22 protein-coding genes are annotated in these 21,345 nt (G+C 31.6%); 19 read left to right on the plus strand and 3 right to left on the minus strand.

Annotated elements, in window-relative coordinates:
- The first annotated feature begins 41 nt into the window (after positions 1-41).
- From K7H06_RS01515 to K7H06_RS01535, 5 genes are all read left to right on the plus strand, one after another.
- A complete protein-coding gene (locus tag K7H06_RS01515) occupies positions 42-269 on the plus strand; it encodes a hypothetical protein (RefSeq protein ID WP_223038225.1) in 228 nt (75 codons plus the stop codon).
- Positions 250-564 carry a YbjQ family protein gene (locus tag K7H06_RS01520; RefSeq protein ID WP_223038226.1) on the plus strand — a complete coding sequence of 105 codons (315 nt, stop codon included), beginning with the start codon at positions 250-252 and terminating at the stop codon, positions 562-564. Before K7H06_RS01515 ends, K7H06_RS01520 begins: the two co-directional genes overlap by 20 nt.
- 514 nt (positions 565-1,078) lie before the next feature.
- Positions 1,079-1,675: an ABC transporter ATP-binding protein gene (locus tag K7H06_RS01525; RefSeq protein ID WP_484795927.1), complete on the plus strand. Its 597-nt coding sequence runs from the start codon at positions 1,079-1,081 to the stop codon at positions 1,673-1,675.
- A 21-nt stretch (positions 1,676-1,696) separates the two neighbouring features.
- The gene (locus K7H06_RS01530) at positions 1,697-3,697 is read left to right on the plus strand and encodes a COG1361 S-layer family protein (RefSeq protein ID WP_223038227.1); all 2,001 of its coding nucleotides are present in this window, start codon (positions 1,697-1,699) and stop codon (positions 3,695-3,697) included.
- Positions 3,690-5,021: an ABC transporter permease gene (locus K7H06_RS01535; protein WP_223038228.1), complete on the plus strand. Its 1,332-nt coding sequence runs from the start codon at positions 3,690-3,692 to the stop codon at positions 5,019-5,021. Before K7H06_RS01530 ends, K7H06_RS01535 begins: the two co-directional genes overlap by 8 nt.
- Positions 5,022-5,057: 36 nt before the next feature.
- Here the strand turns inward: K7H06_RS01535 and K7H06_RS01540 are convergent, their stop codons facing one another.
- Positions 5,058-5,447: a CBS domain-containing protein gene (locus tag K7H06_RS01540; RefSeq protein WP_223038229.1), complete on the minus strand. Its 390-nt coding sequence runs from the start codon at positions 5,445-5,447 to the stop codon at positions 5,058-5,060.
- 180 nt (positions 5,448-5,627) lie between these two features.
- Between K7H06_RS01540 and K7H06_RS01545 the strand changes: the two genes are divergently transcribed.
- The 14 genes from K7H06_RS01545 (at position 5,628) to K7H06_RS01610 (ending at position 18,772) form a co-directional block, all read left to right on the plus strand.
- On the plus strand, positions 5,628-6,416 hold the full coding sequence (locus tag K7H06_RS01545) for an Mrp/NBP35 family ATP-binding protein (protein WP_223038230.1): 789 nt from the start codon (positions 5,628-5,630) through the stop codon (positions 6,414-6,416).
- Positions 6,416-6,781 carry a NifB/NifX family molybdenum-iron cluster-binding protein gene (locus K7H06_RS01550; RefSeq protein ID WP_223038231.1) on the plus strand — a complete coding sequence of 122 codons (366 nt, stop codon included), beginning with the start codon at positions 6,416-6,418 and terminating at the stop codon, positions 6,779-6,781. Before K7H06_RS01545 ends, K7H06_RS01550 begins: the two co-directional genes overlap by 1 nt.
- A 17-nt stretch (positions 6,782-6,798) precedes the next feature.
- The gene (locus K7H06_RS01555) at positions 6,799-7,629 is read left to right on the plus strand and encodes an ATP-binding protein (protein WP_223038232.1); all 831 of its coding nucleotides are present in this window, start codon (positions 6,799-6,801) and stop codon (positions 7,627-7,629) included.
- A complete protein-coding gene (locus K7H06_RS01560; protein ID WP_223038233.1) occupies positions 7,620-8,483 on the plus strand; it encodes an ATP-binding protein in 864 nt (287 codons plus the stop codon). Before K7H06_RS01555 ends, K7H06_RS01560 begins: the two co-directional genes overlap by 10 nt.
- Positions 8,480-8,809, plus strand: coding sequence for a NifB/NifX family molybdenum-iron cluster-binding protein (locus K7H06_RS01565; protein ID WP_223038234.1), 330 nt, complete (start codon positions 8,480-8,482; stop codon positions 8,807-8,809). Before K7H06_RS01560 ends, K7H06_RS01565 begins: the two co-directional genes overlap by 4 nt.
- A gap of 156 nt (positions 8,810-8,965) precedes the next feature.
- A complete protein-coding gene (locus K7H06_RS01570; RefSeq protein ID WP_223038235.1) occupies positions 8,966-9,403 on the plus strand; it encodes a Fur family transcriptional regulator in 438 nt (145 codons plus the stop codon).
- Between the two features lie 4 nt (positions 9,404-9,407).
- Entirely contained in the window at positions 9,408-9,872 is a 465-nt protein-coding gene (locus K7H06_RS01575; RefSeq protein WP_223038236.1) for a DUF134 domain-containing protein, read from the plus strand.
- A gap of 89 nt (positions 9,873-9,961) precedes the next feature.
- Positions 9,962-10,585 carry a recombination regulator RecX gene (gene recX / locus K7H06_RS01580; RefSeq protein WP_223038237.1) on the plus strand — a complete coding sequence of 208 codons (624 nt, stop codon included), beginning with the start codon at positions 9,962-9,964 and terminating at the stop codon, positions 10,583-10,585.
- Between the two features lie 19 nt (positions 10,586-10,604).
- Positions 10,605-11,345, plus strand: coding sequence for an alpha/beta hydrolase (locus K7H06_RS01585; RefSeq protein ID WP_223038238.1), 741 nt, complete (start codon positions 10,605-10,607; stop codon positions 11,343-11,345).
- 143 nt (positions 11,346-11,488) lie between these two features.
- Positions 11,489-14,836, plus strand: a complete 3,348-nt coding sequence (locus K7H06_RS01590; protein WP_223038239.1) for an efflux RND transporter permease subunit — start codon at positions 11,489-11,491, stop codon at positions 14,834-14,836.
- A gap of 16 nt (positions 14,837-14,852) precedes the next feature.
- Positions 14,853-15,941 (plus strand): efflux RND transporter periplasmic adaptor subunit, encoded by a 1,089-nt coding sequence (locus K7H06_RS01595; RefSeq protein WP_223038240.1) that lies wholly within the window; start codon positions 14,853-14,855, stop codon positions 15,939-15,941.
- 360 nt (positions 15,942-16,301) lie between these two features.
- Positions 16,302-17,198 (plus strand): DMT family transporter, encoded by an 897-nt coding sequence (locus tag K7H06_RS01600; RefSeq protein ID WP_223038241.1) that lies wholly within the window; start codon positions 16,302-16,304, stop codon positions 17,196-17,198.
- Between the two features lie 201 nt (positions 17,199-17,399).
- Positions 17,400-18,113 carry a hypothetical protein gene (locus K7H06_RS01605; protein WP_223038242.1) on the plus strand — a complete coding sequence of 238 codons (714 nt, stop codon included), beginning with the start codon at positions 17,400-17,402 and terminating at the stop codon, positions 18,111-18,113.
- A gap of 110 nt (positions 18,114-18,223) precedes the next feature.
- The gene (locus K7H06_RS01610; RefSeq protein WP_223038243.1) at positions 18,224-18,772 is read left to right on the plus strand and encodes a hypothetical protein; all 549 of its coding nucleotides are present in this window, start codon (positions 18,224-18,226) and stop codon (positions 18,770-18,772) included.
- A 323-nt stretch (positions 18,773-19,095) separates the two neighbouring features.
- On the opposite strand, the gene K7H06_RS01615 is transcribed toward K7H06_RS01610, so the two are convergent.
- Together K7H06_RS01615 and K7H06_RS01620 are read right to left on the minus strand one after the other, a co-directional pair.
- Positions 19,096-20,019, minus strand: a complete 924-nt coding sequence (locus K7H06_RS01615; RefSeq protein ID WP_223038244.1) for a pseudouridine-5'-phosphate glycosidase — start codon at positions 20,017-20,019, stop codon at positions 19,096-19,098.
- Positions 20,001-21,107: a carbohydrate kinase gene (locus tag K7H06_RS01620; RefSeq protein WP_223038245.1), complete on the minus strand. Its 1,107-nt coding sequence runs from the start codon at positions 21,105-21,107 to the stop codon at positions 20,001-20,003. The genes K7H06_RS01615 and K7H06_RS01620 overlap by 19 nt, the downstream gene beginning before the upstream one ends.
- Positions 21,108-21,345: the final 238 nt, after the last annotated feature.

The following is a 21,345-nucleotide window of genomic DNA, read 5'->3' on the forward strand; positions in this document are numbered from 1 at the left end:
ATATAATAAGATGAAAGAAATACAATCTGAAGGTGATGATAATGAAAAATATTGTTATAACAGTTATAATAACTATGATTGCTGCCATTATTGCGTTACTTTATGCTTTTGGCATATTTACTGCTATGTTGCAAGTAAATGGTTCTTTTATATTGATAGGAATTATATCTATTGTTTTGTTAAGTTTATTATTAGCACTGATTTACAATATGTATATAAGAATAAAAGAAATTAAGGAGGAAGATAAGGATGATCTTAGTAAATACTGATTTTATTAGTGGTAAAAAATTAGAAACACTTTCTATTGTTAAAGGGAGTACAATACAATCAAAGCATGTGGGAAAAGATATTTTAAGTGGATTAAAAACTTTAGTAGGAGGAGAACTTGGAGCTTATAGAGAAATGATGGATGAGGCAAGAGCCATATCTACTAAAAGAATGGTACAGGAAGCTGAAAAATTAGGGGCTGATGGGGTCATTAATATAAGATATGCTACTAGTGCTATTATGCAGGGAGCTGCTGAAGTAATTGTTTATGGAACAGCTGTGAAGTTTGTAGACTAAAAAAGATAATTAAATAGTATAAGGTCTACAAAATAGTATAGAGAGTGATTAAGGAAGGTATAAAGTGTGAATGGGGCAAGGTGATTACTTGATCCATTACATTTTATACCTTCCTTTTATTTTATCTAGATAGGGTAAGTTTTAAGGTTATTTTAAGATTTTATTAAGATAAATTTAAGGGTAAATAAATATAATGGACTATATTGCCGAATATAAAAGAAGAATGTTTTAATAGAATCTATACTCATTCTGTCGATTGTAATGTTTTTGTAACGATTTTTATGTGATTTTGTTGTATACTATAAATTGGTAAAAACATTTTAATGTGACAAAATTGTAAGATTAGAAGGAACCTTTGTAAGATTAAAAAATGGTTATGGCTGTGAAAATAGTATAAAATAAAGGGATAGAAGGGGGGATTATTATTAGTAATATAGTTGAAATAAAAAATGTTCGAAAGGTATATCGAGTAGGGGATGAAAAGGTAGTAGCTTTAAATGATGTTTCCCTGGAAATAAAAAAAGGAGAGGTTTGTTGCTTTTTAGGAACTTCAGGTTCAGGGAAGTCTACTCTTTTGAATATGATGGCAGGTCTTGAAAAGCCAACAAAAGGAGTTATTAAGATCAAGGGCAAAAATGTTGAGAAAATGAGTGAGAAGCAGCTTGCAAAGTTTCGACAAAAGTTTATTGGATTTATTTTTCAGTCATATAACCTATTACCAGCACTTACAGCCCTTGAAAATGTAAGTTTGCCATTAACCTTTAGGGGAATGAAAAAGAAGGAAAGAGAGAAGATTTCTTCGGAAGTATTAGATGCTGTTGGACTTAAAAAATATATTACACACAAGCCAACCCAAATGAGTGGAGGGCAACAACAACGTGTAGGAATTGCTAGAGCTTTTGTAAGCAAACCGCCTATTATTTTTGCAGATGAACCAACAGGAAACCTAGATTCTAAGACAACTCATGAAGTTATGAATTTGATGCTAGAAATAGCAAAAGAAAATGATCAGACATTGATCATAGTAACTCATGATAGAAGTATTGCGGAATATGCAAATAAAGTTGTCTATATTCTAGATGGAAATATTGAAAAAATTGAAGAAAAATAGGAAAAACAAGGGGGAACAAGGATGAAGCGAAGGACAATTACCAGCTTTTTGATTTTGATGATGTTGATAAGTATTTGTAATATAGGAAGTATCATTTCATATGCTGTGGGGGATGAAAGTGCAAACTTGATTGTAGGAAGAAATGCAGAAGTTCCTACATTTGAACCAGGAGAAGAAGTAAGATTTGCGATTCCTATAGAAAATATTGGTGCAGGCAGTGCAAAGGATGTAGTGGTATCTTTAGATACAAGTGATTTGAAAAACTTTCCTTTTGAAATGGAAAAAATGTCTGCAACAAAAAGAATTTCATCTATACATGGACATAATGATGAAGATGTGGCATTTTACTTAAAAGTTGCGATGAATGCAGAAGCAAAAACTTATCCTATCAATGTAAGTGTAAATTATGAGGGCGGGAATATATCAAAAACTATTTATGTAAAAATACAAGAAAATAAACATAAGCCTTCCTTGAAGCTTATGGATGTAAAATATAAAGACGATAGTGTATTTTCAGGACAAAAAGCTACAATGACATTAGATCTTCAAAATGAAGGAGAAACAGCAGCTCAAGATTTAAAACTAAGTTTTGAAGGTCTTAAGGCAGATGGAATTCGATTAGATGGTTATGTTGAAATTCCTACTATTAAAGAAATTCCTGCAAAGCATTTTAAAGAAGTTCCAATAAAAATATATGCAAATGAAGATTTAAAGAGTGGTACTTATGAACTTGATCTTGTGATGAAGTACAAGGATGAATACTTACATGAATATGAAAAAAAGAAAAAGATTTATGTACCTGTAGAGGGAGAAGGAGATCAAACATTAGATCTTGGATTTGAAAACCTAGTATATCCAGAAGAAGGAATCAATACAAGTGAAGATTTTACGATTAAGTTTGATTTAAAGAATTTATCAGGAAAAGATGCAAAAAACTTAAAGGTAAGTGTAGATGCAGGCGCTGAAATACTACCAAAATCAGCATCTATAAAAAATGTAAAAGCTTTAGCCGCAGGGGAAGCTACTCCTATGGAATTTAAGCTATTTGCTAAGGATGGCATTGAATCAAAAAATTATCCTGTAAAAATCAATGTAGAATATGGACTAAAGGGATCAAATTCAGATGAAAATCATTCCTTAAGTCAATATGTAGGTGTTTTTGTAAAAGGAGATCATTCAAAATTAACACCAAAGATTATTATAGATGACTATAATTATGGGAAGGAATATATTAAAACAGGAGAGACCTTTCCACTTACTCTATCATTTTTGAATACGAATAAAAGCATTAATGTAAGAAATATTAAGGTAAATATAACCTCAGAAGGAGATACTTTTGCACCAGTTGGAAGCAGTAATTCATTTTTTATCAATGAAATAGGTGCAAATGCTCGTATTAAAAAGACGATTAAATTAAAAGCTAAGTCAGATGCAGAACAAAAAATGTATAATGTAAATGCGGATATTGAATATGAAGATAGTACAGGAAAGGCACATACGGCGAAGGAAATAATAGGAGTTAATGTTATTCAAGAAGTAAGATTTGAAACATCTGATGTGAAATTGCCAGAAGAAGTTTTTACAGGAGAGAACTGTTCCCTATCTGTAGACTTTTACAACTTAGGAAGAGGTACCCTAAGAAATATGATGATTCATACAGAAGGGGATTTTGAAATAAAAGATGGAAGCAGCTATGTAGGAAATGTAGAAGCGGGGAAAGACGATTACTATGATGTTTCTGTTGTGCCGACAAAAGAAGGAAAAGCAGCAGGAAAAGTAATATTTAAGTTTGAAGATACGGTTGGAAATCCTTATGAGATTGTAAAAGATTTTGAAATAGAAGCACTAAAAATGGAAGAACCACCAATGCCTCCTGAAGGTATGGAAATGGAAGGAATGGAAAAGAATTCATCAAAAAAATGGATTTGGATTTCAATAGGTGGTGTAGTTATTGCTATTATAGGTTTTGTAATACGCAGAAAGCGTAAAAAGAAAGCCGAGGAAGTGAGTATAGATGAATAGTTGGGACTTATTTAAAATGGGCTTTCACAACCTATGGAGAAAAAAGACGAGAACCTTTTTGACGGTTTTAGGTGTAATTATTGGAACGTGCTCTATTGTGATTATGATGTCTATAGGAATTGCTATGGATCAAAGCAATAGAGAGTGGATTGAGAGTATGGGAGATTTAAGTGTTATTGAAGTCGGGGCTTCAAGATACTATTATGATGATAGTTCAAGAAACGCTAAGAAAGAAGCAAAGCTTGATGATAAAGGCGTTGCAAAGCTTGAAAAAATCCCTGGGGTAAAAGCTGTAATGCCTATAAAGCGAATGGAACTTAAAATACAAGCAGGGAAAATGTTAGGCCGTATAAATGTAATTGGTGTAAAACCCGATATTATGGAAGACTTTGGATTTGGAGTAAAGGAAGGGAGACTTCTTTTGTCATCAGATAAGGAAGCCTTGGTTTTTGGTAGTGAAACAGTTTATGATTTTTATAATCCAAGATCAAGAGATAGATACAATCGATCGGGAGAACCAAAAGTAAAATTAGTTAATGGTAAATTAATGGTTACATCAGATATGAATTATGGAGAAAAAAGAAGAAATCAAAGACGGTATGATGAGGATTATAAACCACCAAAACCCCATAAAACAAAAGGGGTAGGGCTTTTAGAAGAAAGTGGTGGTGAAAAAGATTGGAATGCCTATATGAATATTACGTATCTTGAAAAATTGATTAAAGAAGACAAAGATGCGAGACATGAAAGAAGAAGATCATCAGAGAAAGAAGATCAGTATCAACAAATAAAAGTAAAGGTAGCAGATATTCAAACGGTAGAAGAAATTCAAAAAAAGATAAAAGATATGGGATTTCAAGCTCATAGCTTGACAGACATGTTAAAATCTATGCAAGAACAAACTAAAAAAGTACAGGCGATTCTTGGTGGAATTGGTGCGGTGAGTTTATTAGTAGCGGCCATTGGAATTACCAATACCATGATTATGAGTATTTATGAGAGAACGAGAGAAATAGGAGTTATGAAGGTAATTGGAGCAAATTTAGCGGATATTAAAAGATTATTTTTATTTGAAGCAGCTATGATTGGTTTTGTTGGAGGCATATTAGGGATTATTATTAGTTATGCTGTATCCTTTGGACTCAATAAAATATCAGGTGGTTATATGGGTCCTATTGATGGAAGCTGCGGAATTTCTGTTATTCCAATAACATTAGCATTAGGTGGAGTAGCCTTTGCAACTATTGTTGGGATTACTTCAGGATACTTGCCAGCAAGGCGTGCTATGAATTTAAGTGCATTAGAGGCTATAAAAACAGAATAGATTAAAAAAGGAGCTAGGAATAGCTCTTTTTTTATATCAATCATCTATTTCTTGCTTTCTAATAAAATAATCAATAATATCTTCAAAAGAGACTACACCTAATACTTTTTTACCTTCCACAATAGGCATGGCAACGATGTTGTTTGTTCTTAATCGTTTGGAAATGGTAAGTATATCCTCTTCTTCTTGAGCAGTGATTACATCTTTCGTCATTACCCATTCTAAAGGACAAGTATCATAATGACCTGGTGAAATTAAAAATCTATAAAGATCTGCTTTTACCACCATTCCTGCTAATGCATTTTTTTCATCAACAACAGGAGCACCATTGATATTCTTTTCATTCATTATTTTTAGTGCATGAGCCACAGTATCTTTTATTTTAAAAGTAATAACAGGTTGATGCATAATGTTTTTTCCTTTCATTGTATCCCCTCCTCGAAAACTGATTATTCTATATATTCTATTTTATATCCATTTTATTCTATTTTAAAATATTTTATTATTTTTTTACAAATAAAATCAAATTGGCATTTGACAATAACAAAAAATGGAGTATACTATAATTAGCAAATGCCAATAATGAATATATGGGAGTGAATGTAGATGATACAAAAAGAGAAACCAATGGAAGGTACAAATATTAAAAAAATTATCGCTGTAATGAGTGGTAAAGGAGGAGTAGGAAAGAGTTCAGTTACTTCTTTAATGGCTGTATCCCTTAAAAATAAAGGATATAAGGTAGGAATTATGGATGCAGATATAACAGGACCTAGTATTCCTAAAGTATTCGGAGTAAATAATCAAAGAGCTTATTCAGATGGAAAAAGTATACAACCCGTTGAGACGGTTACAGGAATTAAAGTAATATCATTAAACTTATTAGTAGATCAAGAGGATTCTCCTGTAGTTTGGAGAGGCCCATTGATTGCAGGAACAGTAAAGCAGTTTTATACAGATGTAGCATGGGGAGATTTAGATGTATTACTTATTGATATGCCTCCAGGAACAGGAGATGTACCCCTTACGATTATGCAATCATTCCCAGTGGATGGTATTGTAGTAGTTTCTTCTCCACAAGATTTAGTAAAATTGATTGTAAAGAAATCTGTAAATATGGCAAAAATGATGGCAACACCTATTTATGGTATTGTTGAAAATATGAGTTATTTTGAATGTCCAGATTGCAATAAAAAGCATTTCATATTTGGAGAAAGTAAAGTAGAAGAAGCAGCAAAAGAAATGGATATAGATGTAATTGAAAAACTTCCAATTGATCCTGAGTTTGTATCTTTATGTGATGAAGGAAGAGTTGAAGTATTTGGAAAAATGCGTTTTGGATTCTGTGAAAGCTTTGCAAACAAAGTAGAAGAGAAAATAGGAGGGATTAAGTAATGAAAATTTGTATTACAAGTATGGGAAATGAAAAGGATGCTATGATGGATTCAAGATTTGGAAGATGTCCATATTTTGCAATCTATGATACTGAAACAAAAGAATACGAGTTTATGGAAAATAACGGAGTAACAGCACCAGGTGGAGCAGGAATCGCTGCAGGACAGCAAGTAGTTAGTAAAGGAGCAGAAGTAGTTATTACTGGGTTTATAGGACCTAATGCTAAGCGAGTAATAGAAGGTGGACAAATCAAAGTGTACAATGGAAAAGGTGGATCTATTGAAGCAGAAATAAAATTATATGAAGAAGGAAAGCTTACAATGATTGAAAATGCTGCACCTGCACATTCTGGAATGGGTAAATAGCGAAAGGATTGATAGAGATGAAAATCGCAGTCTTAAGTGGCAAAGGGGGTACAGGAAAAACGACTGTATCTACAAATATTGCTACGGTTATGAATTGGAACTATGTAGATTGTGATGTAGAAGAACCAAATGGTTTTATATTTTTAAAACCTGAAGTAAAAAAAACAGAATATGTAAAAATACCTGTTCCGAAGATTGATGAAGAAAAGTGTATTCGCTGTAATAAATGTGCGGATGTATGTCAATTCAATGCGTTAGCTGGAACAAAGACCGGTATTATTTTCTTTGATAAACTATGTCATGGATGTGGTGCCTGTACCATGGTTTGTCCAGTTGGAGCTATAACAGAAGAGGGAAGAAAGATTGGGAAAATAGATATAGGGAATACTGAATCTATAAAATGTATGAGAGGTCTTTTAGATATAGGAGAACCTATGGCACCTCCTATTATTAAAAGGTTAAAAGCATTAGTAGATGAAGAAACGACTATTATCGATTGTTCTCCTGGAAGTTCTTGCTCTGTTGTAGCAGCCATTGAAGGAGTAGATGTAGCTATTTTAGTAACAGAAGCTACCCCCTTTGGTCTTCATGATTTAAAAATTGCAGTAGAGCTTGTAAGACAAATGAATATTCCATTTGGAATTGTTCTTAATCGAGCTGATGAAGAGCATGACTTGATTACGAGATATTGTGAAGAGGAAAAGATTGCCCTTGTTGGAAAAATTCCTTATGCAAAAAAAGCTGCTGTTCTTTATTCAGAAGGAAAGTTACTTATAGAAGATGAAGAATACAATAAGATGTTTAAAGGAATTGGAGAGCGTATTTTGGGGGTGAAGGCATGCAGTTAGTTATTATCAGTGGAAAAGGTGGAACAGGAAAGACAACAGTAGCTGCATCCTTTGCTTATCTTAGTGAAAATAGCATAAAGGTAGATTGTGATGTAGATGCATCGAATCTTCATATTATTCTTGGCGGAGACGATATAGAAAAAAAGCCATATATAGGTGCAAAGCTTGCCCACATAGATTCTGATAAATGTATAAAATGTGGAGCCTGTGAGAAGGTTTGTAGATTTGGTGCCATTAAAGACTTTAGGATAGAGCCCTTAAAGTGTGAAGGTTGTGGTGCTTGTAAGGTAGTATGTCCTAGTGAAGCAATTCGTCTAGAGGATGAAATAACAGGAGATACTATTATTACACAAACAAAGAGAGGTCTTTTATCAAGGGCTGAAATGGTTATTGGGGCAGAGGGGTCTGGAAAACTTGTGACACAAGTAAGAAAGACTGCTATGCAACATAAAAAAGAAGATGAATGGGTTATGATGGATGGAACTCCAGGAATAGGATGTGCTGTGATGGCATCTATTACTGGGTGTGATGCAGCACTAATTGTTGTAGAGCCGACTCAATCAGGAATCAATGATTTTGAAAGAGTTCATTCTTTGACGAAACAGTTTGGAATTAAAGCTTTTGTTTGTATTAACAAATATGATATTAATGAAACAATAGTTTTTGAAATAGAAAAACTTTGTCAAAGGGAAGGGATAGAAGTTTTAGGAAAAATTCCTTTTGACCCTTGTGTCAAAACGGCTGTAAATGATTTTAGACCTATTGTAAGTTATGAAGAAAGTAAGGCAGGAAAAGAAATTATTAATATATGGAATGCATTTAAAAACAAATATAAGGAGGAAGATATCAAATGAAAATTGCTATAGCTAAGGATGGAAATATTGTATCACAACATTTTGGTCATTGTGAGGGATTTGAAGTTTTTGAAGTAAATAATGGAGCTATTGAAGGAAGAAGTTTTCTTCCAAATCCAGGTCATCGTCCAGGATTTTTACCAAAATTTATTGCAGAAAATGGAATTAAAGTAATCATTGCAGGAGGAATGGGCGCTACTGCTCAAGAACTATTTAAAGAAAATGGTGTTGATGTAGTTGTAGGAGCACAAGGTAATTTAGATAATGTAATCAATGATTATGTAGGTGGTAAATTAGAAACAGTTGGAAATGGATGTTCACATTAAGACATTATAAAATTAGGCAGAATTTATTCTGCCTTTTTTAGTATGTAACAAATTGTAAAAATTAAAAATTGTGTATGATTTGGGCGTATAGTGCATGAACTGAATTTTTTAGTATAGAAGTATTGTTTTTTAAAAATATAATACTGGGTGATATAGATGAAAAGTAAAATGCAAATGATTGAAGAAATTTTAAAAGGGAAAAATATTAAGCTTACAAAACAGAGAAAAGCAATTGTGAAGGTTTTCTTAGAACATGATGAACATTTTAAGCCTGAGGAAGTATATGATTTAGTAAAGAATCAAGGAATCGGTCTGGCTACTGTATATAGAACCATAGAAATATTAAAAATAAATGATATAATAGAAGAAATCACTATTGGTAAAGATCGATATTATGAATTGAAATTGTTTAGTGAAAAAAGGATGCACATTCATTTTACGTGTAAAAAATGTAATAAAATCTATGATTATGATAAAACAGAAATGATTTTAGATTTGATTCGACTACGGAATTTTACAGAAAAAGAATATCATGTAGATGTAGAAGATATGAAGATTGTTATGAAGGGAATTTGTCAAAATTGTAGGAGGTGAAGTTTTGCCGAGGCCAACGAAACCGAGAAAGATTGCTTTTATGCCTGAAAATAGATATTTTATACCTGTTGGAAAGATGCGTTGTCATATTCAGGAGATTCAGTTAAAGCTTGAAGAAGTGGAAGCTATGCGGCTAAAGGATATTGAAAAACTTTCACAAGAAGAATGTGCGGAAAAAATGCATGTTTCAAGACAAACCTTTCAATTGATTATTGATGAAGCCAGGAGAAAGGTTGCCCAGGCTCTTACAGAAGGAAGAGCTATCAGTATTGAAGGTGGAAATTATACTTTGAATATTTGTAAATATGAATGTAAAAACTGTGGACATGAATTTAAAGAAGCTTATGAGAAGGAAATACATGTTTGTCCTAAATGTGATTCTAGTGAGGTTGTATGTGTTGATCAAGGAAGATTCTGTATGAAAGGTTGCAGAAAACCTTGGTGCAAAGGAAAAGAGATGAATAAATAAAAGTCGAGATATTTTCTCGACTTTTATTTGTTTATTGACAATAAAATAGCCTTATGGGATGATGAATAAAAGTAGAGAGGGTGAAAGGAATGCCTAAGATTACAAAGATAGAGCAGCAAAAAAATGAGAATAGGGTAAGTTTATATGTAGACGATGAATTTTTTATGGGAATAAATAAGGAAATTGTTTATACATTAATGTTAAAGATAGGGCAAGAGGTTGAAAAAGAAAGGCTTGAACATATTATCACAGAAGAAATGTATTTAAAAGCGAAAAGTAAAGCTTTAAAATTATTACATTTTTCTTCTCGAACAGAAAAAGAAATGAGAGAAAGACTCAAAAAAAATGAATACAGTGAGGAAACCATTGAAAGAGTGATAGCATTCTTAAAAGAATATAATTTTATTAATGATTCAGAACTCACAAAACATATGGTAAGAAATAAATCTATAGGAAAAAAGTATGGAAAAAAGAGAATCAAGCAGGATTTATATAGAAAAGGTATTGATATGAATCTCATAGAAAATACTATAGAAGAAGAAATAGATGAAGAAAAAGAATATGAAAATGCATTGAGCTTAGCACAAAAAAAGATGAAAACCATAAAAGATACGGACCAAAGAAAAATATATGAAAAGTTGGGAAGATATTTAGCTTATAGGGGATATGAATATGATTTGATTCGGAAAGTAATCAATCGTTGTTTAAAATAAAAATGCTTGGAGGAGAGGTATGAATTATATACATAAGTATGCAGAGCCATTTTTTTATGAAGGAAATGATGAAGGATGTTTGTTAATTCATGGATTTACAGGAACACCTAGTCATATGCGTTTGTTAGGAAATGCATTAAAAGGAGAAGGGTATACAGTAAAGGGGATTTTGTTAAAGGGCCATGGTACTTGTGTAGAAGATATGAAAAATTGTAATTGGAAGGATTGGATGAAGGATGCAATGGAAGGATATGAAGAGCTTCGAAAAAAATGCAGCAAAGTATATGTTATGGGATTATCTATGGGTGGTGTATTATCCTTGCTATTAGCAGAGAAGTATCCAGTAGAAAAAGTAATCTCTATTGCAGCCCCTGTTCGTATATATGATCGATTGGCAAAATTCTCTTTCATTGCAAAATATTTTATGCCTTATAAAAGGTGGAAATCATCCCCTGTACAACAAGAAGAAGAATCAACCTATAAAATTGCCTATGATGCTCTTCCAGTAGGGACTGTTCCAAGTCTTTTAAAATTAATGAAAAAAGCAGAGAAAAATTTATTAAAAATCACCTGCCCCACATTGATTATTCAATCCCATATGGACCAAACAGTAAAGCCAATAAGTGCTAAAATCATTCATGATAAAATTGCTTCAAAAGAAAAAGAAATTCTTTGGCTAGAGAGGTCAAAGCATGTTTGTACTTTAGGACCTGAAAGAGAATATATGCATAAGAAAATTATTACATTTTTAAAAAATTGAAGATTTTTCAAAATCGACAAAACCAATATTTTTCCACAAAAAAACGACATAAATAAAAAGGCTTTCGTGAATTTTTAGAGAATAATTTATACTTTAAGACAAAATAAAGAGTATAAGATTAGTATGAAAAAAGGGGGACTTTTATGATAGATTTTGAAAAAAATAAAGATCAAATACCTGAGTTAGAAGAAGGAAAAAATATTTTAGGGAAATGGGCATCTTTTTTTATTCATCGATATAGGATTGTATATTTGATTATTGCTGCTATATTCGTATGGGGAATAGGAGAATTTATTTCATTACCGAGAGAGCTTTCTCCTGAAATTGTTCTTCCTTATGGTCAAGTTCTAACTACTTATGTAGGGGCAGCACCTGAAGAGATAGAAAAATTGATTACGGATAAAATAGAAAAAAAGATGGATGAATTGGAAAATGTAAAAAAAATCACCTCTACCTCAGGATATGGATATTCTTCTGTATTTGTTGAGTTTGAGCATGGAACAGATATGGATGATGCGCAGCAGAAAATGAAAGATAAGATTTCATCCATACAATCAGAATTACCAAAGGATGCAGAAGATCCAGATGTTATAAGTTTAGAGACGAATAACTCACCTATTATGATTATTAATGTAAGTGGAGATTATGATTTTGTTACCCTAAAGAACCTAACAGAAAAAATACAGGATGAAATAGAAAAAATGAAGGAGATTTCAGATGTACTTCTGATAGGAGGCCTTGAAAGGGAAATCAAAATTATTGTAGACCCACAAAAGCTTTCTGCTTATAATATTTCCTTAGATGAAATTAAAAGGGCTATAGATGCATCGAATGTAAATTTTCCAGGAGGAAATGTTGAATTAGAGGATAAAAATTACAATATACGTACGGTAGGAGAGTTTAAAGATGTAAAAGAGATTGAAAATATAGCCATTACTTATATAGGAAGTAGCCCACTACTTCTTAAAGATCTAGCACAAGTAGAAGATGGATACAAAGATGCAGAATCTTATTCAAGAATGTCCTATGGACTAAAAAGTGATCATCCTTCTGTTAAAAAAGCAGTTGCTTTATCTATAAAGAAAAAGGAAACAGCAGATATTATTAAGACAAGTGAAAAAATACATGATCTTATTCAAAATGGAAAGGGAAGTTTGTATCCTGAGGATTTACAAGTAGAAATAAGTGGAGATACGGCTGAATTTGTAGAAGATTCCCTAGGAACTGTTGTGAATAATGCAAAGGGAGGATTGCTCCTTGTAATCATTGTATTGTTCTTATTTATAGGTTTAGGAGAATCCTTAGTAGTATCCCTTGTGATTCCTTTATCTATACTGATTACTTTTGGATTTATGGGAATTGCAGGAATGACCTTTAATACTATGTCTTTATTTTCATTAGTTCTTGCAGTAGGAATGCTTGTAGATAACGGTATTGTTATTATGGAGAATATAGATCGCCTTCGATTTAAAGGTTTACCGGCAAAACTTGCTGCAGAAGTGGGGACCAATCAGATTGCACCAGCTATTGCAGCATCAACCCTTACAACCCTTGCAGCATTTTTTCCAATACTCCTAACCCCTGGGATTATGGGTTCATTTATAAAAACCATTCCAAAGACGGTTATGTTTGCTCTTAGTGCCTCCTTTATAGTAGCCATTACCATTACACCAGCATTGTGTGGAATTGTACTAAAAAAACATAGAAGTGAAGAAAAAATAAAAAAGCATCCAGCAATGGAAAAAATATTAAAAATTTCTTCTATCGTGCTAGTATTTGCTTTATCTATGTATGCTTTTAAAGAGGAAGGAACAAATGGATTTGGGATCCTTTCTATCCTATTAGCCATGATTTTTTCTATAGGTATGGGAATCAAACACTTTGGGAAGAAAAAAGAAAGCAAAGAGAGTTTGATTATAAAGACTTATGGAGCGTTTTTATACCATATTCTAGGAAGCAAATGGAAAAGACTAATGGTTATAGGGATTACTATTATTAGTTTGGTTTTAAGTATTTTATTGATTCCACTAGGGATCTTGAAGGTAGAAATGTTTTCTCAAGAAGATTATGAACGTTTATATATAAATATTGAAACACCAAAGGGAACAAATTTAGATACGACCTCAGCAATCGCCCAAGAGGTAGAACAAAGATTATTCCAGTTTCCTGAGATTGAAACCTTTGTTTCAAATGTAGGGATTACAGGGGCAGATAGTTTTGATAATATGGGTGTTGGATCTGGTGGTACACCTAATATGGCTAGAATTATTATTGATTTATCGGATAAGGAAGAAAGAGAACGATCCAGTATGACTTTAGCAAAAATTATGAGGAATAGGATAAAAGATATTCCAGGGGCAAAAATCACTGTAGAAGAATTAAAGGATGGACCTCCAACGGGTAGCCCTATATCTATTCGGATTGTAGGAGAAAACCTAGAAGAGCTAAAAAGAATTGCAGGTGATTTTGAAGAAATTCTTAAAAAAATTAATGGAACAATTGATGTGAAAAATAGCATAGAGGAAGGAGCACCTGAAATACAGGTTAAAGTCAATAAGGAAAGAGCTGTATATTTTGGACTCAATGATCAAATGATTGCTATGAGTGTTAGAAACGCTGTACATGGTGTGAAAGGGACTATTTTTAGAAGTAATCAAGATGAAATAGATGTGATGATTCGAACAAGTAAGGATCAATTAAATGCTATAGAAGATTTAGAAAAAATATATTTCTATTCAAAATTTAATCAGCCTATTCCATTTTCACAGGTAGCCAAATTAGTTGAAACAAAAAGTATATCTTCCATAGGTCATGAAGATTTAAAAAGACGTGTCAATGTTTCATCTAATTTAAAGGCAGGAATGATTCCTATGGAGGTAACCAAGGAATTCAAAGAAGCTATCAAAAAATATTCCTTACCAGAGGGTGTAAGGATTGAATATGGTGGAGAAGAAGAGAGTACAAAGGAATCTTTTACAGACATGTTTAAAAATATGATTATTGCTGCCATATTGGTATTTATTATATTGGCAGTACAGTTTAATTCACTGTCTCAGCCCTTTATTATATTATTTGCAGTGCCAATGGCACTTATTGGGGTTATGCCAGGACTTGTGATTACAGGAAATCATTTTGGATTTTTAGCATTTTTAGGGGTAGTTGCCCTTGTAGGGATTGCTGTAAATGATGCTATTGTATTAGTGGATTATATCAATTATCTAAGAAAAAATGGTTATGAATTAAAAGAAGCTGTAAAGGAAACAGGTATGACTAGATTTGTTCCAGTAATGGCAACAACCATTACTACTATTGGAGGAATTTTGCCAATGACTCTAAAGCAGTCCTTCTATGGGCAAATGGGATATGCACTAATCTTTGGGCTTGGTATGGCTACCATACTTACATTGATCGTTGTCCCAGTATTATATTCGCTCCTTGAAGAGTATAAAAGTAAACGAAAATTGAAGAAAACAATCCTGTGTAAGGAATAGAAAGGGAGTGAAATGATTGAAAAAATTATGGATGATATTCTTTATAATATCTTTTAGTAGTATTCTCTTTATTGGATGTGGAAAGAATATAGAAGAAGTAAATACAGAAAAGGTAGAGAAGAATACAGAAGAAATTATTTATGTAAAAACAGAACAGGTAGGGGTAATGGATTTTTCAAGTGTATTGTCTTTACCAGGAACCTTAAAGCCAAAGGACGAAGCCATCGTTACAGGAAAAGTAAATGGGGTTGTAGAAAATATTTATGCAGATTTGGGAAGTAATGTAAAAAAAGAAGGATTGCTTTGTAAAATAGATGATACAGTGTATGGCTTGCAGTATGAAAAAGAAAAAAAGGGACTTAATAGTGAAAAATTACAGTTTGAAAATCTTGAAAAAAATTATGAAAGAAATAAGGCCCTTTATGAAAATAAGGTCATATCTCAATCAGATTTTGAAAATATAGAAAAAGAATATGGTATGGCAAAGGAGCATTTAGAGATTACAAAAAAAAATGTAGCTTTAGCAAAGAAGAATCTGGAGGATACTCATATAAAAGCCCCTATATCAGGGATTATTAGTGAAAAAAATATTTTAAAAGGGCAAAATATAGGTCCTGGAGATCAGCTTTTTAAGATTGTAAATGTAAATCAGATGTATGCTACTATAGGTGTAGCCCCAAAAGATATTTTCTATGTGAAAAAAGGTCAAGAGGCTAGAATTAAACTAGATGTTTCCCAAAATATTTTTAAAGGTAAAGTTGCAAATATTGGACCAGAACCAGATGGGCAAACAAAAACGTATCCAGTGAAAATTTTATTAGATAATCCTGAAAATAAGCTAAAATCAGGTATGTTTGCAGCTGTAGAAATTATAATAGACACACATACAAGTACATTAGCAGTGCCTAAAAAAGCAGTGATCAAAGAGAATGAGAAAAGTTATATTTTTATACAGAAAGATGAAAAAGCAGTTAAAAAAGAAGTAAAGATTGGTTTTGAAAAAGATGATTATTATGAAATAATAGAGGCAATAAATAAAGGTGAAAAAGTTATTGTTGTTGGAAATGAAAAATTAGAAGATGGAAGTATTGTTAAGGTGAAATAAGAAAAAAATAAGTTTTGAGTATTGTTTATATACAAATAGTATAGTTGTTATTTTAGTGTGTACAAAACTATAAATATATTAAATTTGTAGATCATTTTCTATAGAAATAGAAAATGATCTATTTATTTGACCATAGACCATAGGGTAATGGGAATATTTTATAAAAAAGGATAATATTTATTGAAGAAACTATTCATATTCAGAGGAATAAGTAGTATAATATCTGTTAGATAATGAAAAACATGGGAAAAATGAGAAGTTGAAAAGTATTGTTAAATTGAAATAGGGACGGATGAAAGCCGTCCTCTATTTATGCAATGAATACGAAAAATCTCAGAGAAAGTCAGAGGATGAATAAAAATGAAAAAGATATATGGTGTAATCTATTCAATGATCTCAGCTGCTTTATTTGGTTTACAACCTGTTTTAGCAAAAATAGCCTATAACAATGGTATGAATACAACTACTTTATTGTTTTTAAGATTTTTTCTGGGAGCCATTATGATTTTTACATATATGAATGTGAAGCATATTGATTTTAAGATTAATAAAAAACAAGGAAATTATCTTATCTTTCTAGGGATTGTAGGATATGGATTAACCGCGTTTTTGCTTTTTCTAGCTTATCATTATATATCTGTAGGACTTGCTACTATATTACATTTTGTTTATCCAATATTTGTAACTATCTTGGCATTTATATTATATAAAGAAAAGTTAAAGATGAATAAAATATTGGCATTGGTATTATCCGGATTTGGCATATATTTTTTAGTAGGAGATGGATACTTACATCTTAATATGAAAGGGGTAATCCTTGCTCTTATTTCAGGGATATCTTATGCTGTTTATATGGTGGGGCTTGCCAATAAATTATTCGAAGACTTAAATAATTATGTGATGACTTTTTACTTGAGCTTAGTAGCTGCAATTTTCCTTATTGTATTAGGTTTTGTGAATAATAGTATTGTACTCCATATGAATAAAATTGGAATGAGTATTGCAATTAGTATTGCTTTTATTTCTAGTGTTATAGCCCCTATGTTACTCCTAGAAGGAATTCGAATCATAGGTCCTTCTAACGCGGCTATATTGAGTACCTTTGAACCAATTGTCGGGACTATTTTAGGAATAATAGTACTGCATGAATGCTTTACAATAAAGATTGCTATGGGAAGTGCTTTGATTTTAGTATCTGTTGTAATGGTGACCATGGCTAATAGAAATGAACAGAAAAAAGTTGAATGTGAAAAGTAAAGGAGAAAAAATCTTCTTTGCTTTTTTTATTTCTGTTTAGAAGGTAAGTATAATATATGTGTGTATACGTTAGGTCCATGTAATATGTACAAAAATTATGATAAAAAAGGTGAAATATGAAAATTGTTACTTATTTGTAACCAGTGTTCCTGTATATTTTAGTATAATCATTTTAAAATTAAATGAAGAGGAGTTGTAACAATGAAGAAAATATGGGTAGGGATATTTATAGTAATGATAATATGGGTAGGGGGAAGTCATAAAAATCAAATACAATCAATGAATGAAGAAAAAGAAAAAAATATTACGGACTATTTTATGGTATTAGAAATACCGTATGATCCTGTGTGTGATGGTTTATTGACTCAAGCTGAAAAAGAAGAACTTTTGGCTAAAAGGATATTACAACCTAAAGATGAATTTTACTCAGCAGTAACCTTAGAAATCATAGAATTATCAGATGAAAAAATAGAAATTCGTGGAGAAGTCCAAATTGAGGGGGAGATTTGTTCCACTCATTTATATACAGTACAATTAGTTCATGAAAAAAATCATGTTCCTATGGTAGTAGAAGAAATATCTTTTGCACAACAAAATTGGTTAAGCTTGTATAGGTTTGAATTAGAAAAGAACGAATTAAAAATAATTGGATCTAGTATGCTTGGTGAAGATGTTGGACTAGGTATTTTACCAAAGATAACAGTGAATGATTTTTTAGAGAAGAAAGATCAAATGATTTCAACCTATGATGGTTGTCGTATTTTATATGGACTCAATGAAGATGGTACAATATGGGTAGAACCAGATACTTGGATGAATAAAGACTTTGAAAATAAGAAGATAAAGTATGATATTCACTTAAAATGGAATGGGAAAAAATTTAAAATGATAAAAAAAGAAAATAAAGATTTATGATATGCCCTTGAATAAATAGTATGATGATAGATAAATTTATTAAAAGATAAAAAAAATTCCTTTCTAAGACGATAATAGGATATAGAGATTATAAGGAGGAGTTGATAAATTTGGTTTCTAGGATAAATTTGGTTTCTAGGATAAGTTTGGGTCAAGCAGTGAATCAATACGCTATGAAAAGAAGGGGCTTGAAGGATGACGGAGAAGCGTCAGAAAATAATAGTGAAGTTAGAAAGTATATTCGAAAGGGAAAGTATATATATGAAGTAGATGGAAATGGAAAGGTTATTCAGATTGTAGGGGAAATAAAAAAGAATCAATATGGAAAAGAGCGATTTGTTGCAGTTTTTGGAAAATTAAAATTTGATGATTTGGATAAGAAAGATAGAGGATGCATTAGGACTATAAAAAAAGAAACAAATACATGTAAGAAGTATATTAAGGAAATTCAAAAGAAATCTATGATGAAAACAGAGAATCAATTCATTAATAAAAAATTTAAAATTGAAAGAGAAAATATTATAGACGAATATGATAAGCATTTAATTTGTTTTGGGCAAGAGGGAGAGACAACCTTTAAAGATAATATTGAACAAAATTTAAAATCTAGGAAAAGTGAAGATGATCCTATTAGTGAGGCAAATATAGACGGCAAATAGCTGTCTTTTTATTTTTAAAAGTATATTTTTTACATATATATTGTTCATTACAGAAATGTAAGCTTCAATCAATAGATTGTAAGCTTAATCGATGTTTTATTTAAATAGATTTTTGTATAATAAAATCAACATAAAACATCAAAGGAGATGATGAAAAATGATATTAAATACGATTGTAGCATCTATTTTAGTGATTCCATTTTTAGCAGGGATCTTAGCACCTTTCCTTTTAAATCAAAATTGAGGATAGGAAAAAAATTAGATTTCTTATAAAAAAATAAAAGACTCCTTACTAGGAGCCTTTGTACATAAAATATTTAGATTTATTTTTTACTTAATTTAGAAAGCTCTACGGCTAATTTTGAACCTACCTTGGCATTGTTATATACAAGCTGAATATTTGATGCTAAGCTCTTTCCACCAGTAATAGCTTTTATTTTTGAAAGAAGAAAAGGTGTTGTTTCTTTTCCCTTAATATCTTTTTCTTTTGCTTCCTTAAGAGCATCTTCTATGGCAGTAGTGATCGTTTTATAATCCATTTCATATTCTTTAGGAATTGGATTTCCTATAACAACCCCACCTTTTAAGTTTAAATCCCATTTTGCTTTTAATGCTTTTGCTAGTTCTAATTCAGAGTCAACTTTATAATCTACACCGAATCCACTTTTTCTAGTAAAGAATGCAGGGAATTCTTCCGTACCAAAACCAACAACAGGAACTCCATGAGTTTCTAGGTATTCTAAAGTTAGTCCTATATCAAGAATAGATTTTGCGCCTGCACATATAACGGCTACATTAGTGGTTGCAAGTTCCATTAGGTCTGCTGAAATATCAAAGGTTTCTTGGGCTTCTCTATGAACGCCACCAATTCCACCAGTAACAAATATTTTTATCCCAGCAAGAGACGCAATAATCATAGTAGAAGCTACTGTTGTAGCACCATTTAATCCTTTCGCAATGATAAAAGGAAGATCTCTTCTGCTTGTTTTTAGGATATCGTCTCCTTTTCCCATGTATTCTAATTCTTCATCATTAAGACCCACTTTAAGTCTTCCATTTAAAATCCCTATTGTTGCAGGAATAGCACCATTTTCTCTTACGATTTCTTCAACAGCTCTAGCAGTTTTTATATTTTCAGGATAGGGCATACCATGGGATATAATAGTTGACTCTAGTGCAACTACAGGTTTACCTTCCTCTAATGCAGACTTTACCTCTGGATGGATATCTAAATATTGTTTAAACATAAATTCATCTCCTTTGAAAGTTTTTGAATATTTTCTATGGACAGGGTTGGATTGATGGTTCTCTCATGGGAGAGGGCAATGATTGAAGCAAGACTTGAAAATTTAGCCGATCTTTCTAAAGAAAAGTCATTCAAATGACTAAAGACCAATCCTGCCATAAATGCATCTCCAGCTCCTGTGGCATTGATAGCTTTTATTTGAGGAGTAGATAAAAGAATAGAAGTGTTTTTATTTCTACAATATACTCCGTCTTTTCCAAGACTGATAAATATATTTTTAACTCCTGCATTTAAGAAATAATTAGAAGCTTTTTTTAAATCTTCTTTTGTATGAATTTTTATGCCTGAAAGGATTTCAGCTTCTAGTTTATTAGGTTTTATTGTATGAAAAGATCCTATAAAACCTTTTATCTTCTTCGCTTTTGTAGTAGATACAGGATCAATGAAAAAATCTACTTCCTTAAAATTAGTTACTAGATAATGAAGAACTTCTTCTGGAATATTTGTATCTACAACCACCAATTGGGCGTTTTTTATGATGTGGCTCTTTTCTCTAATAAAATCAATAGTGATTTTATCGAAAATATCCATAGCTGAAATAGCTACCTTCATATCTCCATTCTCATCTAAAACAGAAAGATAGGTGGAAGAAGGTGTATTTTTCAAAGATAAAATATGTTCTGTATGGATTCCAGAAAGTTTACATTCCTCTAAAATCTTGTTTCCGTATAAATCATCTCCTACAGCAGATATTAATTTTGTATCTACACCTAAATGTACTAGATTTTCTGCTATATTTCTTCCAACGCCTCCAAGAGACATTTTTACTTTTCCTGGATTAGAATCATGAAGGTTTAAGGGGGAATGGGTAAAGCCTTGAATATCTACATTAGTTCCTCCTATTACAGCAACGTAAGATTCTTCTTTTACGATATAGCCTTTTCCAAGGATATATCCTTTTTTCATTAGATTTGTAATATGCACTGCCACGGAGGAACGGGTAATCCCCAAATTTTCTGCTAATTGTTGTTGAGAGATGAAAGGATGTTTTTTAATTAAATCTAAAATTTCTTTTTCTCTCAATGTCATAGTTATCACCAACTTTTGATTAGTAAGTAAACTTATGTTTATATTATAACCTAAAAATATAAAAAATGTAAAGGAAATATTTACAATAAAAATGTTCTATGAAGGGTTATTAAAATATTTTTAAAGGATACAGATAGGAAAAACTAAAATTTTTCAAAAAAAGATAACGTGCTATGGCATTTTGTTTACAAAATGAGATTTTTAAGTTACAAACGGAAAATTTGATTTTGATGCTCTA

The sequence above is a fragment of the Crassaminicella profunda genome (genome assembly GCF_019884785.1).
In the GTDB taxonomy this organism is placed as follows: Bacteria; Bacillota; Clostridia; order Peptostreptococcales; family Thermotaleaceae; genus Crassaminicella; species Crassaminicella profunda.